Origin of the sequence: Streptomyces sp. NBC_01077 (genome assembly GCF_045162855.1) — a bacterium.
GTDB lineage: Bacteria > Actinomycetota > Actinomycetes > Streptomycetales > Streptomycetaceae > Streptomyces.
This window is the reverse complement of sequence record NZ_CP108669.1, coordinates 796,174-811,951: the sequence shown is the minus strand read 5'-3', so window position 1 is coordinate 811,951 and position 15,778 is coordinate 796,174. Positions and strand designations below refer to the sequence as shown.

The 15,778-nt window shown below is 69.1% G+C and carries 16 protein-coding genes and 1 pseudogene; 13 read left to right on the top strand and 4 right to left on the bottom strand.

Going from position 1 to position 15,778, the window contains the following annotated elements:
- The first annotated feature begins 179 nt into the window (after positions 1-179).
- From OG462_RS03750 to OG462_RS03735, 4 genes are all read left to right on the top strand, one after another.
- Positions 180-1,949 (top strand): acyltransferase, encoded by a 1,770-nt coding sequence (locus tag OG462_RS03750; RefSeq protein WP_406054399.1) that lies wholly within the window; start codon positions 180-182, stop codon positions 1,947-1,949.
- A complete protein-coding gene (locus OG462_RS03745; protein WP_406054397.1) occupies positions 1,949-2,554 on the top strand; it encodes a hypothetical protein in 606 nt (201 codons plus the stop codon). The genes OG462_RS03750 and OG462_RS03745 overlap by 1 nt, the downstream gene beginning before the upstream one ends.
- A 399-nt stretch (positions 2,555-2,953) precedes the next feature.
- A complete protein-coding gene (locus OG462_RS03740; RefSeq protein WP_406066344.1) occupies positions 2,954-3,859 on the top strand; it encodes an endonuclease/exonuclease/phosphatase family protein in 906 nt (301 codons plus the stop codon).
- Positions 3,860-4,422: 563 nt separating this feature from the next.
- A complete protein-coding gene (locus OG462_RS03735) occupies positions 4,423-4,848 on the top strand; it encodes a hypothetical protein (protein ID WP_406054395.1) in 426 nt (141 codons plus the stop codon).
- Between the two features lie 271 nt (positions 4,849-5,119).
- Here the strand turns inward: OG462_RS03735 and OG462_RS03730 are convergent, their stop codons facing one another.
- Entirely contained in the window at positions 5,120-6,697 is a 1,578-nt protein-coding gene (locus OG462_RS03730; RefSeq protein WP_406054393.1) for a CBM35 domain-containing protein, read from the bottom strand.
- 472 nt (positions 6,698-7,169) lie between these two features.
- On the opposite strand from OG462_RS03730, the gene OG462_RS03725 reads away from it, so the two are divergent.
- The 5 genes from OG462_RS03725 to OG462_RS03705 all read left to right on the top strand — a co-directional run bounded on the left by OG462_RS03725 (position 7,170) and on the right by OG462_RS03705 (position 10,441).
- Positions 7,170-8,324 (top strand): mandelate racemase/muconate lactonizing enzyme family protein, encoded by a 1,155-nt coding sequence (locus tag OG462_RS03725; RefSeq protein WP_406054391.1) that lies wholly within the window; start codon positions 7,170-7,172, stop codon positions 8,322-8,324.
- Positions 8,325-8,352: 28 nt separating this feature from the next.
- Positions 8,353-8,529 carry a hypothetical protein gene (locus OG462_RS03720; RefSeq protein ID WP_406054389.1) on the top strand — a complete coding sequence of 59 codons (177 nt, stop codon included), beginning with the start codon at positions 8,353-8,355 and terminating at the stop codon, positions 8,527-8,529.
- A gap of 201 nt (positions 8,530-8,730) precedes the next feature.
- The gene (locus tag OG462_RS03715; RefSeq protein WP_406054387.1) at positions 8,731-9,699 is read left to right on the top strand and encodes a hypothetical protein; all 969 of its coding nucleotides are present in this window, start codon (positions 8,731-8,733) and stop codon (positions 9,697-9,699) included.
- 145 nt (positions 9,700-9,844) lie between these two features.
- Positions 9,845-10,123: a hypothetical protein gene (locus tag OG462_RS03710; RefSeq protein ID WP_406054385.1), complete on the top strand. Its 279-nt coding sequence runs from the start codon at positions 9,845-9,847 to the stop codon at positions 10,121-10,123.
- 30 nt (positions 10,124-10,153) lie between these two features.
- Positions 10,154-10,441, top strand: coding sequence for a hypothetical protein (locus OG462_RS03705; RefSeq protein WP_406054383.1), 288 nt, complete (start codon positions 10,154-10,156; stop codon positions 10,439-10,441).
- Positions 10,442-10,618: 177 nt separating this feature from the next.
- Here the strand turns inward: OG462_RS03705 and OG462_RS03700 are convergent, their stop codons facing one another.
- Positions 10,619-12,652 carry a sigma-70 family RNA polymerase sigma factor gene (locus tag OG462_RS03700; protein WP_406054381.1) on the bottom strand — a complete coding sequence of 678 codons (2,034 nt, stop codon included), beginning with the start codon at positions 12,650-12,652 and terminating at the stop codon, positions 10,619-10,621.
- Between the two features lie 84 nt (positions 12,653-12,736).
- Entirely contained in the window at positions 12,737-13,060 is a 324-nt protein-coding gene (locus OG462_RS03695; RefSeq protein ID WP_406054379.1) for a YciI family protein, read from the bottom strand.
- Positions 13,061-13,225: 165 nt separating this feature from the next.
- Between OG462_RS03695 and OG462_RS03690 the strand changes: the two genes are divergently transcribed.
- Positions 13,226-13,912, top strand: coding sequence for a DUF998 domain-containing protein (locus tag OG462_RS03690; RefSeq protein ID WP_406054377.1), 687 nt, complete (start codon positions 13,226-13,228; stop codon positions 13,910-13,912).
- 94 nt (positions 13,913-14,006) lie between these two features.
- Here OG462_RS03690 and OG462_RS03685 read toward each other — a convergent pair.
- Positions 14,007-14,081, bottom strand: a pseudogene (locus OG462_RS03685) (XRE family transcriptional regulator); the annotation flags it as partial.
- 597 nt (positions 14,082-14,678) lie between these two features.
- Here OG462_RS03685 and OG462_RS03680 point away from each other — a divergent pair.
- From OG462_RS03680 to OG462_RS03670, 3 genes are all read left to right on the top strand, one after another.
- A complete protein-coding gene (locus OG462_RS03680; RefSeq protein ID WP_406054375.1) occupies positions 14,679-15,071 on the top strand; it encodes a hypothetical protein in 393 nt (130 codons plus the stop codon).
- Between the two features lie 194 nt (positions 15,072-15,265).
- The gene (locus OG462_RS03675) at positions 15,266-15,499 is read left to right on the top strand and encodes a hypothetical protein (protein WP_406054373.1); all 234 of its coding nucleotides are present in this window, start codon (positions 15,266-15,268) and stop codon (positions 15,497-15,499) included.
- 74 nt (positions 15,500-15,573) lie between these two features.
- Entirely contained in the window at positions 15,574-15,747 is a 174-nt protein-coding gene (locus OG462_RS03670) for a DUF6283 family protein (RefSeq protein WP_406054371.1), read from the top strand.
- The last annotated feature ends 31 nt before the right edge of the window (positions 15,748-15,778 follow it).

The following is a 15,778-nucleotide window of genomic DNA, read 5'->3' as shown; positions in this document are numbered from 1 at the left end:
AGCCTGGCCGGTGGGGAGGGAGCGCTGTGCGGTTTGGTGGGTCAGTAGCGGTGCTGGGCCAGGGAGGGTCCTCCCAGCGGTCGGGCCCGATGACTGTGGGCAGGTGTGGGCTGTGAGGGTGCCGGTTTTCGTATCCTGTATACGGAATCAGTATTCTGAATGTTAGGTTCGTGTCTGTGATGGGTGTCGAGGAGGTCCTGAGGCTTACGGTTGCCGCGTTGATGGCGCGGTCGGGCGAGCGTCAGGGTGATCTGGCGGCGGGAATCGGGCAGTCGCAGGCGCAGGTGTCCCGTAAGCAGTCGGGTCGTCAGCACTGGTCGTTGGAGGATGTCGACCTCCTCGCGGCGCACTACCACCTGCACGTGCTCGATCTGCTTGCCGGGCCTACGCATGCGGTCGGTGTCCTCCACGGCGTGACGCCGAGCCTCCAGCAGGCCGGTGCGCAGTCGTTCGCTTTTCCTTCCGGGGTGCAGGCCTCCGCCTCCTCCGCCGCCTCCGGCGTCCCCGCTGTCCCGGCTGCTCCTGTTGTTCCCGTGGTCGGGCCGGCCCCGGAACCGCGCGTGCAGCTGCCCCCCGCCTCTGACCGGTCGCCCGGTTCGTCCGGGTCGTCCGGCCCGGCTTCTCCGCCAGTCCGTGCGGACCTGGAGGTGGTGGTGGGTCTCTGTGTGCTGTGCGGGAAGCCGGCCCACGTCGAACTCGACGGTTTCCCACAGCACTTGAGCACCGAGGAGTGCGCAGAGGCCGGCGTCGCGGCGAGCATGCCGCCGCGGGTCGCCGTCCCGGCCCCGGTGGAAGAGCCGGGTCCCGCCGCTCTGTCCGTGCCGGCCTTGGTCGAGCCGACGCCGGGTGTTCCGGTCACCTCCGCGTCCGTGGCCGGCCCGGAGGGTCCTGCCGCTGCGGCCTCAGGTGCTTCGCCCGCCCCGTCTGTGTCGGCGGCACCCGCGGTGGTGGTACCTGCGGTGGCGTCGGACGCGCCGCGGCGGGGTGCGCCGGGGTATGCCTCCGGGTCGTTGGTGGAGCAGATCGCCGGCCGGGTGGAGGGGGTGCTGGCCGAGTCCGGCGGCGACGTCGACGCTGCGCAGGCCACGCTCATCAAGGCCGCCATTCCGGACGTGATGGCACTGTTCAAGGCTTCCCGGGTGGGTGGCCGGTACGAGCATTCGGAATTCCCGCCGACTCAGGAGATCCTCCGCAAGAAGTCTCAGAAGGGTGCTGACGAGATCTGGGAAGGCCGCCCGAAGTGGCGTAACAGCGAGCTGCTCGCGGCGGCGAAGCGCGGCGAGGAGATCGAGGTGACCGTGCTGGACATGAACGCCGCCTACCTGTCCGCACTCAAGGCGTGGCTGCCGATCGGTCAGCTCCGCGAGGACACCAGCGGCGTTCATGACCCGAGGAAGGCCGGCGTCCACCTCGTCACCCCGGCCGACTGGGACCACACCGGCCTCCCCAACCCGCTCGGAAACCGTATGGAGCCGGGGGAGTTGTGGGTGAGTGAGTCCACGCTCCGTCTCCTGCTGGACTGTGCCCGGCAGGGTCTCGCCGACGCCCCGGTGATCCACCGGTCGCTTGTCTCGGGTGCTTCCGAGGCTCTGCTGGAAAAGCTCCGCCGCGCTCTGGCCGAAGCACGGAAGAACGCGCTTGCGGAGGGTGACGAATTGGCCGTGGCTTATGTAAAGGCCATGTATTCTAAATTTGTGTCGACCATCGGCGAGTCCAGTGCGAACCGTGAAATCCGCCGTCCGGACTGGATGCACATCATCCGCGCGAAAGCCTTCGCGAACCTGTGGATGAAAGCCAACAAGGCACGCCGTGCCGGCCTCGAGGTCGTGGAGATCTCGGGAACGGACGAGCTTCACGTCGCCGGTGACTGGCGTGCGGTGTTCCCGGAGGGCCGGGACCTGAATCAGGTCAAGGAGAAGGACACCTACATGCTCGGGGGTAGGCGCTGATGGCTGGTTCTCCGGACCTGTGGTCCCGCTGGGGTGAGTGGCGGAAGTCGAACGCGGACGGGATGAAGGGCGGCGAGGCCCTCATCCTGGAGCTGAACCGGATCGTCCACACCTCCGGCATCGCCTCACCCGTCACCTCCAAGCGAGGCCTCACCGCCCGCCTGCGCTACCTCGACAGCAAGGCCGGCCGCGAAGAACTGAAGGCACAGGGCGTCTCCCCCCGCACCATCCGCACCTGGATGAAGTCCAAGGGGAAGGTGACCCCGACCCCCGCGAGCCAGGAGAAGATCGACGCGGCCTACTGGCACCGACGCCGCGAGAACCTGATCAAGTCCGGCTGGCTCGCACGCCACCTCGACAACCAGGGCCGCGGCCGCCGGATGGAGATCTACCCCGTCGACCAGAGCCACGTCGAAGCCAAGTACCAGCGCCCCAACATCAGCCAGCGCACCGTCACCGTCCGCTACATCTGGACAGACCTTGTGAACGCGTGGGCTGCCCGCGACCAGAACCTGGTCGACGAGATCTGGGACGACGTCATCAGTGACCTCGACTCCGACTACGCGGCCTACGCATACGTCGCCTCCGTCGGTATCGGAGCCTGACCCCGAGCCTGCCGCGCCCCGCCTCGTCTGCTCCGTGTGCCTGCGGGGACGGTCCGATGCTGGAGCCCGCCCGCGCGGTGTCCTTGACCGCTCCCTTCACACGTGGGGACCTACGCGCCGGATCTTGCCCTCAACCTGCTCCCCGTTCACGTGGGGATGGTCTGCGGGTGGAGGAGGGGGCACGCGCTGACGGGAAGCGGAAACCGATTCACCTGGTGACTCGTCTTGGGAGACGAGGTCGAGCGGATGGGAAGCCAGGTGGAGCGGGCGGGCAGCGGTGTGACGTCGACGGCGAAGGCAGCGGTGCCCTGGTGGGTGCCGCGCTGGGCCTGGCAGTGGGTTCCGGGTGCGGGCGAGAAACGGGATGCGAGGAGCCGATCGGTCTGGACGCGGGGGCGGGTGCCTGCTGCATTCGCTGTGCTGACGGCCGGGCTGCTGACGTTCCACCGGGCGGTGCCCAACTCCGCGGGCCGCCTGGGCAGTTTGCTGGAAGCGTTCCTGCCTTGGCTCGGCCTGGCTGTCGTGGCCCTGTTCGGCCTGGCGCTGCTGCGCCGTTCGGCCACCGTGCTGGTGGCCCTGCTGCTGCCGACGGCGGCCTGGATGTACCTCTTCGGCGGGCTGCTCCTGCCTGGCGGGAAGCCTGGCGCGCACGACCTGGTCGTGGTGCAGCACAACGTCAGCGACGAGAACCCCGACCCTGCGGGCACGGCCCTTGCCCTGGCTGACGCCGAGCCCGATCTCATTGCGCTGCAGGAGCTGGTGCCCCCGGCGCTGCCGGTCTACGAGAAGACTCTCGCCCCGGCCTACCCGCACCACGCGGTCCGGGGCACCGTCGGTCTGTGGTCGAAGTATCCGCTGACCGGTGCCCGGCTGCTGGACGTCAAACCGCGGGGAGTTGCTGGGCCTTGGAGTCGCGGGCTGCGGGCCGTGGTCCACACGCCGCGTGGGGAGATCGCGGTGTACGTCGCCCACCTGCCCTCGGTCCGCGTTCGGGCGAGCGGCCTCGCATCCTCCCGGCGTGACGAGAGCGCTGGTCTGCTGGGCAAGGCCGTCGCGGCTGAGAAGGTGAAAACAGTGATCCTGCTGGGCGACCTCAATGGCACGGTCGATGACCGCGGGCTGGCCCCGCTGACCTCACGGCTGAACGTGGCGGAGCGGGGGCTCGCCTTCAGCTTCCCGGCCGCCTTCCCGCTGGCCCGGATCGACCAGGTCATGGCCCGCTCGGCGACCGTCGGCGACATCCGCACCTTGCCCGCCACCGGCAGCGACCACCTGCCGGTCGCCGGCAGGATCACGCTGCACTGAGGGGATGGTCCCCAGATCACGTCAGAGTAGGCCGACCTGTTTTTGGTGCTCCTTTGCGCTTGCGGGGATGGGCCCAGCGGCTGCCGTTTTTCCACGCCTTTGGTCCAGGGGAAGTCGCCAACTGGCTGTACAGCCTCGAACGGCGTACTCCCGACCTGCCCACGGGCTGGCACCGCCGATGCCCGCGGTCAAGAAAGTCCAGCTCGAAGGCCGATGACGCGGCGTCCCTGTACGCCAGAGCCGGTGCCCCCACCCTGCCTCCAGCCCTGTGTCTGAGGGGGTAGACCGGAACACGGTACGGCCCTGCCTCGGGGGAGGCCAGGACGATCAGTGGAGCGAGGAACTTCTGGGGCACCCTGCCGTCGAACCTCCTTCGCGCGCCCGCCCGCAGTGAGGGCAAAGGCCCTGCTCTCGTGATCGCGGGGCAGCGTGGGCAAGGCAATCGGAATTTGAGGCGAACTCAGTTCTCTGGGGATACGGCCGACGCTATCCTGGCTCGAACCGGGAATTTGTCGACCCAGGGGTGGGTAATGAGCAGATTCGGCACTAGAGCGAGGCGGATCATGTCCGCGGTCACGGTTGTCGTGGTGGCGGCCGGCATCGTATCGGGCGGGGCGGGTGTGGCGTCGGCGACCGATCCCAACGACGCGCCCCCCGGTTACGCGGGTCCCTTCTCCTACTGCAAGGGCAGCCGATACGACGCCATCCATCTGGGGGACGGTCATGCCTACATCGACGTCTACTGGATCTCCGGAGGCAGCGGCCAACTCTGCGCGATGACCTACGACGTGGCAAACGGACGGCACAGCATGGGGGTCACTATCCGGCGCACAGATTGGAAGACGTCCTGGTGGGACATCGGGTTCTACGACAGGTATGCCGGAGCGATCTACGTCGGGGGTATGGAGGGACGCTGCGCCGAAATCTCCGGGTTCATCCAACACGACGACGGCCGTGTGTACTCCAACAGTGAGATCATCTGCCCCTGACTCACATGTCCGTCGCGACTGGGACTTGCCGGACGACCGGGCCGACCGGCCTCACCGGCAGAACCCCGCCCTGCATCACGTGAATCTCGACGACCTCAACTTCCCTTGTCGTCCGCGGATCATGAATTCGGCCCGTATAGGTGAGGCCGGCGAGTCCGTAGGGTGCGGCGAGGAGGATGGTGCGCCGCCCGTAGTCAAGCCGGACAAGCCGGCAGCCGACTCCCCGCACAGCCGGTCGTGAACGGCGCTGGCGAGGAGTCGGCCGGGAGGGTCATGGCGTTACCGTCGTCCCCCCGAAGGTCGTGACGAGGCGGCCGTCGGTGGCGAAAGACCATTTCAGGGCGCCGGAGTACGACGAGCACTTGGAGCCGTTGACGCCGGACCAGAACTGGTTGGAACTGTCGGCGTCGCCGATGATCCGGTCGTTGGTCCCGCTGCCCGCCCGGCAGGAGACGTTGTTCCGGAACACCGAGGTGCCGGCGTCGAAGGAAAAGTTCCGCTGGGCGTTGTCGACGCTGATGTTGGCCGTGACCGACATGGAGCCGGGGTTGCTGTTGTACGTGAACCCGTGCTTGCCGTTGCGGTAGGCGATGCTGCGACGGACGACGTGGTCGACCTCGATGTCCTCGCCGCCCAGCTTGTAGCCGTTCCGGTCACCGTTACCGGCCTGGGAGCCGTCGCTGAGAGTGCCGTTGTCGTAGGCGAGGGAGTCCTCGATGGTCACCACACCGATGGGTCCGGTGTCGGTCTTGGTGTAGAGGTCCCAGCCGTCGTCGATGTTGTTGTGGGCCACGGCGTAGCGGAAGACGTTGCCGGAGCCGACGGTGAGCTTCGCGGCGAAGCCGTCGGCGTCCTCTCCGTCGGAGTCGGCGTTGTCGTGCGACTCCGCGCTCAGGATGAGGTTGTTGGACGGCCACTGGTCCCGCGGGGTGGTCGAGGCCGTCCGCGAGAGCTGCAGTCCCGTGTCGCGGTTGAAGCGCGTCACCGTGCGCTCGAAAACGTTGTTGCTGCCACCGACGAAGATCCCGTTGTCACCGGCGCGCTCGACGACCAGGCCGCGGACGTGCCAGAACGACCCGTTGACCGCGAGGCCGCGGTTCGCCGGGTCCTCGGTCTGAGCCGAGAAGTTCAGGACGGGAGTCTCGCCCGGATAGGCGGCCAACTCCGTACGGTCGCCCGAAGTGCCGTTCTGGCCCACCGGGATGGTGACAGTCTGCGTGTAGCGGTACGTCCCACCACGCATGTAGATCGTCCCACCCGGGGTGATGCGGGTGATCGCCGAGGCGAGCGTCGTCGGAGCCGCCTCTGTTCCCGCAGCACCATCGCTGCCGCTCGGTGCCACGTACAGCACTGAACCCGACGAAGGCGGTGGCGCGTCGGCCACCTCGGCGTCGAGGTAGTCGATGTTGGGCAGTCCGGCGGAGGTGGTGGGGTTGAGACGGATCGTGTTGCCGCCCGCGGCCACCGGGACCGTGAACGTCTTCGTCGTCCACGACGTCCAGGTGCCGGTGCTCTCGAACGACGCCGACGTCGCGGACGAGCCGTTCACCGTGAGGGTCGCCGACCGCGCGGTGGTCGTGCCGTTGGCGAAGCGGACCCGCAGGGTCGCGGTGCCTGCGGCAGGGGCGGTCACGGTGAACTGCGCCGAGGCGTCGACCGCGTTGTCGGAGTTGCAGAAACCGCTGCCCGAGTAGCCGGCCCAGTCGGAGTCGACGCTGCCGGTGCAGATCGCCACGGCGGAGTTCTCCGCCTCGTAGCGGGTGGACGCGGCCTGCGCCGTGGCACCGGACGCCGCGACGAGCGTGCCGGTCAGCAGGCCGACGGACACGATGAAGGGTCGTAATTGCATGGAATTCTCCAGAGGGTGGCTCGTCCGACCGAGATCCGGGGAGGGGGCGTGCGGGGGACGGGGAGCTCTGTCGTGCGGCTCTCCCCGAGTCCGGACCCCTCTCGCCGTGATATGGAAAGCGCTTTCTTCGAGTGGACGTTAGAAGGCTTGCCGTGAACGCGTCAATAGACTTGCCCATGACTTCCAGTCATGTACGTGAACAGTCTCGGTCGGGTCGAGTTCCCGGTTCCGCCCGCTGCGGTACGGCATGAGGGCCGCGGCAGGTCGCGCGCATCCGGCGCGGCCGATGGGGTGCGCACCTGCCGCCATGAGGCCCGACGTGCGTATTCATCGTCCAGTCGAGGGCCGTGACTTCGGTAGCGGGTTCGCGGGCCATTGACACCCGAGGGGGCGCTGTTTACGGTCACGCCACGATTTCGAACACGTGACGAAATCTCGAACAACACGTCCGCGTCCCCGGGGAGCAACCACCGTGCGCATCACGGGAATCACCACACATGTCGTCGGCACGCCCTGGCGCAACCTCACCTACGTCCTGGTCCACACCGACGAGGGTCTGACCGGTGTCGGTGAGACCCGGATGCTCGGGCACACCGACGCGCTCGTGGGCTACCTCCGTGAGGCGGAGTCCCGTCACATCGCCGGTTCGGACCCGTTCGCGGTGGAGGATCTCGTGCGGCGCATGAAGTACGGGGACTTCGGGCGGGCCGGCGAGATCGTCATGTCGGGCATCGCGGTCGTCGAGATGGCCTGTTGGGACATCAAGGGCAAGGCCCTCGGCGTGCCCGTCTGGCAGCTGCTCGGCGGCCAGGTGACCGATCGGGTGAAGGCGTACGCCAACGGCTGGTACACCACCGAGCGCACCCCGCAGGCCTATCACGCGGCGGCGCGTGAGGTCGTGGCACGCGGCTACCGGGCCCTGAAGATAGACCCGTTCGGGACCGGTCACTACGAACTGGACGCCGCACGGTCGCGGGAGGCCGTCGCGCTCATCGAGGCAGTACGGGACGCGATCGGCCCGGACACCGAGCTGATGGTGGAGATGCACGGCCGGTTCTCGCCCTCGACCGCGGTCCGCCTCGCGCGCGAACTCGCCCCCTTCCGGCCGGCCTGGCTGGAGGAGCCGGTGCCGCCGGAGAACCTCAAGGCCCTGGCGAAGGTCGCCGAGAAGGTGGACCTGCCGATCGCGACGGGTGAACGGATCCACGACCGGATCGAGTTCAGGGAGCTCTTCGAGTCACAGGCCGCCGATATCGTGCAGCCCGACGTCGGGCACATCGGCGGCATCCTGGAAGCCAGGAAGCTCGCCGCGACCGCCGAGACCCACTACGTCCTCGTCGCCCCGCACAACGTCGGCGGCTCGGTCCTCACCGCCGCGACCCTCCAACTCGCCGCCTGCACACCCAACTTCAAGATCCTGGAACACTTCAACGACTTCGCGGACGCGGAGATCAAGAAAATCGTACGCGGCGCCCCCGAGGTCGACCCGCAGACCGGTTGCTTCACCGTCTCCCACGAGCCCGGTCTCGGGGTGGAGTTCGACGCGGACGCCGCCGCCGAATTCCCCCAGCAGCACGCCCGGTTCGACCTGTGGGCCGAGGGCTGGGAGAAGAGGCAACCGAAGTGAACGCCGGGCTGCCCCCTGGTCGGACGCCGTGCGCGCCTTCGACCTCGGGTTGCTCGACCCGGCACCGCTCATCACCCACGAGTTCCCGCCGGAGCGGTTCGCCGAGGCCGTCGCGCCGGCCGACGGGGGAGATCCGAAGACCGGCAAGGCGCAGTCGCGCCCCAGACCGGGTGCGCCCGAAGCCGGGGCGCAGTCGCGCCCCTGACCGGGTGTGCCCGAAGCCGTCGGGCAGCGCAGGGCCCTTGGTCGTCCCGTACGCCCTCGGAGCCGTACGGCGGTACGGGGTCCCTGGCGGCCCGTCCTGCCGTACATCCCCCCTCTGCCTAACGCCCACCCTCCTACGCCCGCCTTCTGCCGCACACCCACCTTTCCGAACAGTGTCCGAGATATCGAACAGGGGATTCCTGTGTCCGACTCCGCCGTCCCCCGCCGTCCCGGAGCCGACGCGCTTGCGCGGATCGGTCATCCCGCGCCGGCCGTCGAGCCGGCCGACGCCTCCCCCCATACCTTTCCCGACGGTGGCACGTGGCGCACCGAGATCCCCTCCGTGGAGGGGCCCGAGGCACTCGCCGTCGTCCTGAAGGAGAGCACCCGGCTCGACGTCCCGGTGCACCGGGTCAGCCAGGGCAGCGGCGTCTGGATGCTGACCGACGACGAGATCACCGAGATGGTGGAGGGCTGCGCCGAACGCTCCGTCGAGCTCTGCCTGTTCACGGGGCCGCGCGGCACGTGGGACATCGGCGCCGCCACCCGTACCGACTCCGGTGGCGCGGGGCTGCGGGCGCGCGGCCACGACGCGCTCGCAGGATGCGTAGAGGACGCCCTGCGCGCCACCGCGTTGGGCGTGCGCTGCCTGCTCGTCGCCGACGAGGGCGTGCTGTGGACCCTGCACCGGCTCCGCGAGACCGGCATACTGCCCGCCGACACCACGTTCAAGGTCTCGGCGCTGATCGGCCCCGTCAACCCGGCCGGGTACGCCGTCCACGAACATCTCGGGGCGGACTCCCTGAATGTCCCCTCCGACCTCACGCTCACCCACCTCACCGAGATACGCCGGGTGAGCCGCGCGCCGATGGACCTCTACGTGGAGGCTCCGGACGACCTGGGCGGCTACGTCCGGATGTACGAGGCCGCCGAACTGATCCGGCGGGGAGCCCCGTTGTACCTGAAGTTCGGGCTCAGCCGGTCGGCCGGGATCTATCCGTACGGCGCCCACATGCGCGAGCAGGCCCTCGCCACCGCGCGTGAGCGGGTACGGCGGGGCCGTCTCGTCCTCGATCTGCTCGCCCGCCACGGCGCGGACGGCGGGATGTCCCCTCTCGGCTCCCGACTGCCCGGAGCCCTTCGCCGCTTCCCCGCCCCCGAAGGGACCTGACAGGCGCACCCGCACACGCCGCCCGCCGCCCTGGCAGCCGTCTCCCTCCTGCTGGTCACCGCCCTGACCGCCTGCGGCCAGGAGGCCCGCGGGCGGCAGCCGCTAGAACCCCGACAAGGGCAAGGGCGGCACCATCGGCCTCTCGATGCCGACCAAGGCCTCGGAGCGGTGGATCGCCGACGGCGAGAACATGGCGAAACAGTTCCAGCGGGCCGGGTACGCGACTGATCTGCAGTACGGCGACGACAAGGTCGAGAACCAGATCGCCCAGATCGGACCGACGGCACGCTGCTGCTGCCCAACAACAAGAGTCACCGACATCGCCATGAGGCAACGCTCAGGCAACCGGGCGGGAGCCAGCAGCCGTCAGGAGATCGACGTCGGGGGTGCTCCGAACCGTCCTTTCTCCCTGACGAAACCGTGACCGCAGACGGGGCCAGACGTTGAGCTGATCATGAAAACCCGCCGCATGACCTTCGCGCTCGCCGCAGCAGCACTCCTCGCAGTGAGCCTTCCCGCTTCCGCCTCAGCAGCGGAAGGCGTCCTCACCGTGAACGGCACCGCGTACGAAGACCCGAGTGGCTGCTACCCGATCGACTGGTTCCCCACGTCGGTGACCAACAACACCGATGCGATCGCCGAGGTCCACTCGGGCCCCGACTGCACCGGCCAGGTGGAGTGGCTCGTGTACCCGGGCGAGACGTACAACACCGAGACCGCGCAGAGCGTCTTCATCCTCTAGGACGGACGACCGAGGCCCGCCTCCCGGCTCCCCACCGGGAGGCCACAGGCGCGCCTGTACCCAGACCATCCCTCGCACGCAGTCCTGCCTGCAGAGTCAGTGCGTCGTGTGACTCTGTACGGGCCCGGCGGCACCCATCCCTGAAGCCGATGCTGCCGCCGGGCGCCCACCCCACGATCACGGGCCCGACGCCGACGGAGTACGGGACCGCGCTGGGGCGGAGCCGGTTGAGGTCGGTTCCGGTGGGGGCTTGAGCTGGCGGAGGGTGTAGCCGTTGTGCGTCGGGTCGAGGGATTTGGTCGTCTCCTTGAACAGGTACTCGGCCCGCTCGTAGGACAGGCGCCGACGGCCCGTGTCCGGGCAGAGATCTGCCGACGCGGGCGTCCGGGCCGGGCCGGGCCGCCGGTCGGAGAGGAAGACCGGGCCGCGGGTCCGGCCGGCCAGCAGCCGGGGCAGGAGCCGGGCGGTTCCGGAGCGCCAGCTCACCCAGCCGCGGCCGGTGCGGGCCCGGCGGTCGTCCAGGTCCAGGTCCTCGATGTCGAGCGACAGGACGGCCTTCACTCCGGCTGCCGACTCGTGCAGGAGGCACCAAAGCGTCCGTTCGCGCAACGGCAGGTCCGGTTGGTTCCAGAGCGCGTCGAGCTGCGCGGAAGCCAGTGCCCGAGTGCGGGGTCGGGTCTCGGTACGGCGGTCCAGCCTCGCCGCGAGGTCGTTCAGCGACGCCCAGGTGCTGAACGACCGGACGGCCGAGCGGTGCCGGTTCCAGGTACTGGCCGCTGTCCCTCCCCAGGCGGTCGCGAACGTCTGTGACACCTGGTCGGCCGTCACGTCGGCCAGCGGCATCTGCTCGCCGAGCCAGAGGCACAGACGCCGGAGGGTCTGTCCGTACGAGTGGCGCGTCGCGGCGTCCAGAGCGTCACGGCTCAGAAAGTCGTGCGCGGCCTGCCCGAGTGTCGGAAGGGAGGGGCCGGCGACAGTGATCTCCTCCGCGCGCCGACGCAGGAAGGCCCGCTCGGAGGCGTTCCCGGTGAGCGACACGGCCCGGAGGAACTCCAGCCGCGCTTCTTGGCGCCGGTCCAGGCGGACGAGCAGATCTCCCCTGACGCTGGGGAGGAGGTGGTAGTCGCGCAGCGCCGGATCGGTGATCAGGGAGTCGACCAGGTCGAGGCCCGCCTGCGGTCCGTGTGCCATGGCGAGTGCCACCGCCCGGTTGAGCTGGACGATCGGCGTCGGAAGCAACCGCGCCAGCGCCTCGTACAGATCCGCGATCTGCACCCAGTCGGTGTCCTCGGCGGTGCGCGCCTGGGCGTGGCTCACCGCGATCGCCGCCTGCAGCAGGTACGGGCCCGGTGTTCCACCGGCCTCTCGGGCCCGCAGCATCGCGGTGAAGCCACGGCGAATGAGCAGCTGGTCCCAGCGCCCCCGGTTCTGCTCGTGCAGCTGGACGGGTTCGCCGGACGGCCCGGTGCGCGCGGCCGAGCGTGAGGCCTGGATCTCCATCAGCGCGACCAGCGCGTGCACCTCGGCCTCCTGAGGTGCCAACTCGGCCAGCAGCCGTCCCAGTCGCAGTGCTTCGAGGCAGAGACCGGGCCTCATCAGGTCGTCGCCGGAGGTCGCGGAGTACCCCTCGTTGAAGATCAGGTAGATGACTTCGAGGACGGACGAGAGGCGCTCGGCCAGCTCCGCGTCATCCGGCAGGTCGAACGGCACGCGCTGCTCGGCCAGCGTCCGCTTGGCGGCGGCGATGCGCTGGGTGATCGCCGCCGGGGTGACGAGGAAGGCCCGCGCGATCTCCTCGGCGGTCAGACCGCCGAGCAGTCGGAGTGTCAGTGCGGCCCGGGCCTCGGTCGGCAGTACGGGATGGCAGGAGATGAGCATCAGCCGCAGGACGTCGTCCTGCTCGGGAGGCTCCTGCTCGGGGTTCTGCTGCTGTTCGAGCTCGTGGGCGAGCTGCTCCTGCTTGCGCGTCAGCCGCTCGGAGCGCCGGATGTGGTCGACGGCGCGTCGTTTGGCGGTGGTCGTCAGCCACGCCGCGGGGTTGTCCGGGACGCCCGTGCCGGGCCACTGTTCGAGCGCGGCGACGAGCGCGTCCTGAGCCAGCTCCTCGGCGAGCCCGACGTCGCGCACCATCCGCGTGAGCCCGGCGATGATCTTGGCCGATTCGAGTTTCCAGACCGCGTCAATGGTGCGATGGGCATCCTGCACAGGCACGATGACAGCACCTGCCCCGGCTCGCTCGCAAGCCGGGGCAGGTTTCCTCGCTGTTCAGAGCCCGGGGTTCCGGGGGCTGACGGTTCAGGAGCCGAAGACCTCCTGAACCACGCTCTCGCCGTCGCCGACGATCCTGCGGAAGCGACGGGCCAGCTCGATCGCCTCCTCCTTGGATCGGACCTCGATCAGCGCGAAGCCGGCCACGGCCTCCTTGGCCTCGGCGAACGGCCCGTCCGTCACCGTGATCTCGTCACCGGCGGAGCTCACCAGGATGCCGCCCGGCTCGAGGCCGCCGGTGGCCAGCAGTACACCGGCGGCCGTCAGCTCCTCGACGAACTTGGCCATCTCGACGTACAGCATCTCGTCGGGGGCGTTGTCGGAAGGCCTGGTCGTCATCAGGTAGCGCATGGAGTTCCCTCTTCTCGTCGTGCGGTGACCGTGCGGTGCAGTGGCCACTGTCTGCCTATACGTCGAGCAGGGGCATGTGACAGGGAATGCATGGATTCCCTGTCACATGACTGGATCGACGTGTCAGCGAGAACCGAACACGACGAGCCCCGGAGGACACCCGCCATGACCACTGTTGACCACCGCAGCACCGTTTCCGCCGCCGCTGCCACCGGCACCCCGGCCTCCCAGGGCGCCACCCGCTCCCTGCTCACCTGCGCGGTCGTGGCGTCTCCGCTGTGGGCGGTCGTCGCCCTGACCCAGGCCGCCACCCGAGACGGCTTCGACATCACCCGCCACCCCCTGAGCGCTCTGAGCAACGGCTCCCTCGGCTGGCTCCAGATCGCCAACTTCCTGGCCGTCGGAGCCCTGCTCGCCCTCGGGGCGACCGGCCTGCGCCGGGCCCTGCACGGCACCCCCGGAAGCACCTGGGTGCCGCGGCTGGTACGGGTCGCCGGCATCGGCATGATCGCGGCGGGCGTGTTCGTCATGGACCCGGCCGACGGCTTCCCGGTCGGCACCCCCTACGGAATGCCCGCCACACTCACCTGGCACAGCTACGCCCACTTCGCCGCCGGTTCGATCACCTTCATCTCGATGATCGCCGCGTGCTACGTCCTGGCCCGCCACTTCAGCCGCATCGGCAACCGTGGGTACGCCGTCCTCGCCCGCATCGGGGGCACCGCCCTCCTGCTCGGCAACGGCTGGTCGATGAGCGGCGGCAAGGCGGGCACGCTGACCCTGGCCGTGGGCGTCATGACCGCGATGTTCTCGATCTCCCTGATCGCCGGCCACTACCGCCGGAGCCACTGAGCGCCCTCCCTGGCGCGCATGACGACACCCGCGATACGTGAGCGAGCCCCGAACCATTCGGTCCGGGGCTCGCCGACTGCTCGGGGTCCGGGCCCTACAGGTCGAACTCCAGGTGTTCGATGTCCGTGAAGCGGATCTCCTCCGGGGAGTCGGCCCGGCGGCCGCCGTCCGTGGCTTCGTTCGCGAGAACCGGCTCTGGCTCAACTTCTGTGGTGTGCCCCCGCCTCGCTCGTAGAAGATGACGCCCAGATGCCGGCCAGCCGAGCCAGTCGCCAGGTCTTGCGTACACAGACGACTGCAACAGCAAGCGCGATGACCGTAAAGAAGACGACCAGGATTGGGCTCTTACACCTGGTCGCAGTCACGACCATGTAGACGAAGACAGCCCAGTCCAGCCAGGTCCGCTTCAGCAACGCACCGATGCGACTCACGATCCCTCCCGGCGTGAAAGGTAGACCAGGCGGGGCAAGGCGGCTGAGCCAGGGCGCCGCAAGTGCGCCCCATCTGGTTTGCCCCTTATCGCGCTCGGCCAGGAGAACAGATGCCGATCAGACCGTGGATCAGTTCCTTGCCCATCAGCCCGCCTACGGCGACGGCTGCGATGACCAATTCCCCTGACCGGGCTCTCAGCGCATCGCGGCCGGCGGGTCGGTCCCTATGAGGTCATAGGTACGCGACGCGGGCGGGCTCGCCCAGACTTTGCGGGCAGCGGCGCTGCCGGGATGTCCGGGGCGTCGACCGTCCGATCGGGGAGGAGGCGACAGGGATGTCGCGAAGGGTGAAGGGCCGGCTGGCCACGCTGGCGGGGGCTGCGGTGGCGGTGGTGGCGTTCTCGGTGGGGCCGGCTTCGGCACACACCGTGACGTTCGAGGCGTACGGGCTGTGCGGCGGCCTTGAGTTGCCCTGGACGCTGTGCGGGACCAGTTCGGTGTCCTCCAGCCACCTGACGGTGTTCGCCACCGACAGGAACGCCGACGGCTACGGCGCCTGGGTGTACTGGAAGCGCGCAAACGGGAGCACCGGGGTCGTGAAGGACCCCAACGGGTCTGCATCCGGGGCTGGTTCGCACTACGGCACCTCGCCTGTCACGGAGATGCAGTACTGCGGAGTGCCCAGCAGCGGCATCGCGTACTGCGGCGCGTGGAAGGGCGTCGGCTAGCCACCCGTGAGGGGCCGGCGCGGCCACTCGGTGGACCCGGCCAGCGAGTATCGCGGGCCGGGTCCACGGGCCTGGAAGCGACGACCGAACAGAGCAGAGCGAGTCCCGCCCTACCTTGATCTTCATCGGTGAGGTCATTGGTCAGCTGCTGAATTGGGTCGAGGTGGCCTCAGGTCGCGTGGGACCATTTCGGCATGCGCCTGGTAGCTGACGGAGCCACGCCGACCTCGCGGTTCGTACTGGTGAAGGACCTCGAGACCGACGACGGATATGCCTTCGAGCTGGCGGGCCCGCTCTTCCTGGCCGCCAGTGATCGAATCGTTTTCGAGGGCGGCAGGCTTGTCGTCGTGCGGGCCGGTGGAGAGCGGCTGTCGCCGGCCGGCGACTGGTCCACTCGTTGCGGGCCCGGATCACTACGCCGCCGGTAGAAGCTGCTCCTCGAACGGTGGGTCGTGCTTGACCGCTTGGTTCGGTAACCGCCTTACGTGGAAGCGGACGTCGGTTGTGTCCCTGTCGGCGCGATGTACCCGCGGGGATCTGGGCGAGGGAGGAGTACGCGAAGCTCCGGCGCTACGACGCTGACGCTCCCAGCCGGTCCAACGGTGCGGAGTCGGCCACCATGCCGAGGAATGTGTGTCGTGCGTGGTCTGGGTGCGGCATGCTGTCGGCAGGGTGAGGAGGGGTATGTGAGGGACACCCGAACTTCC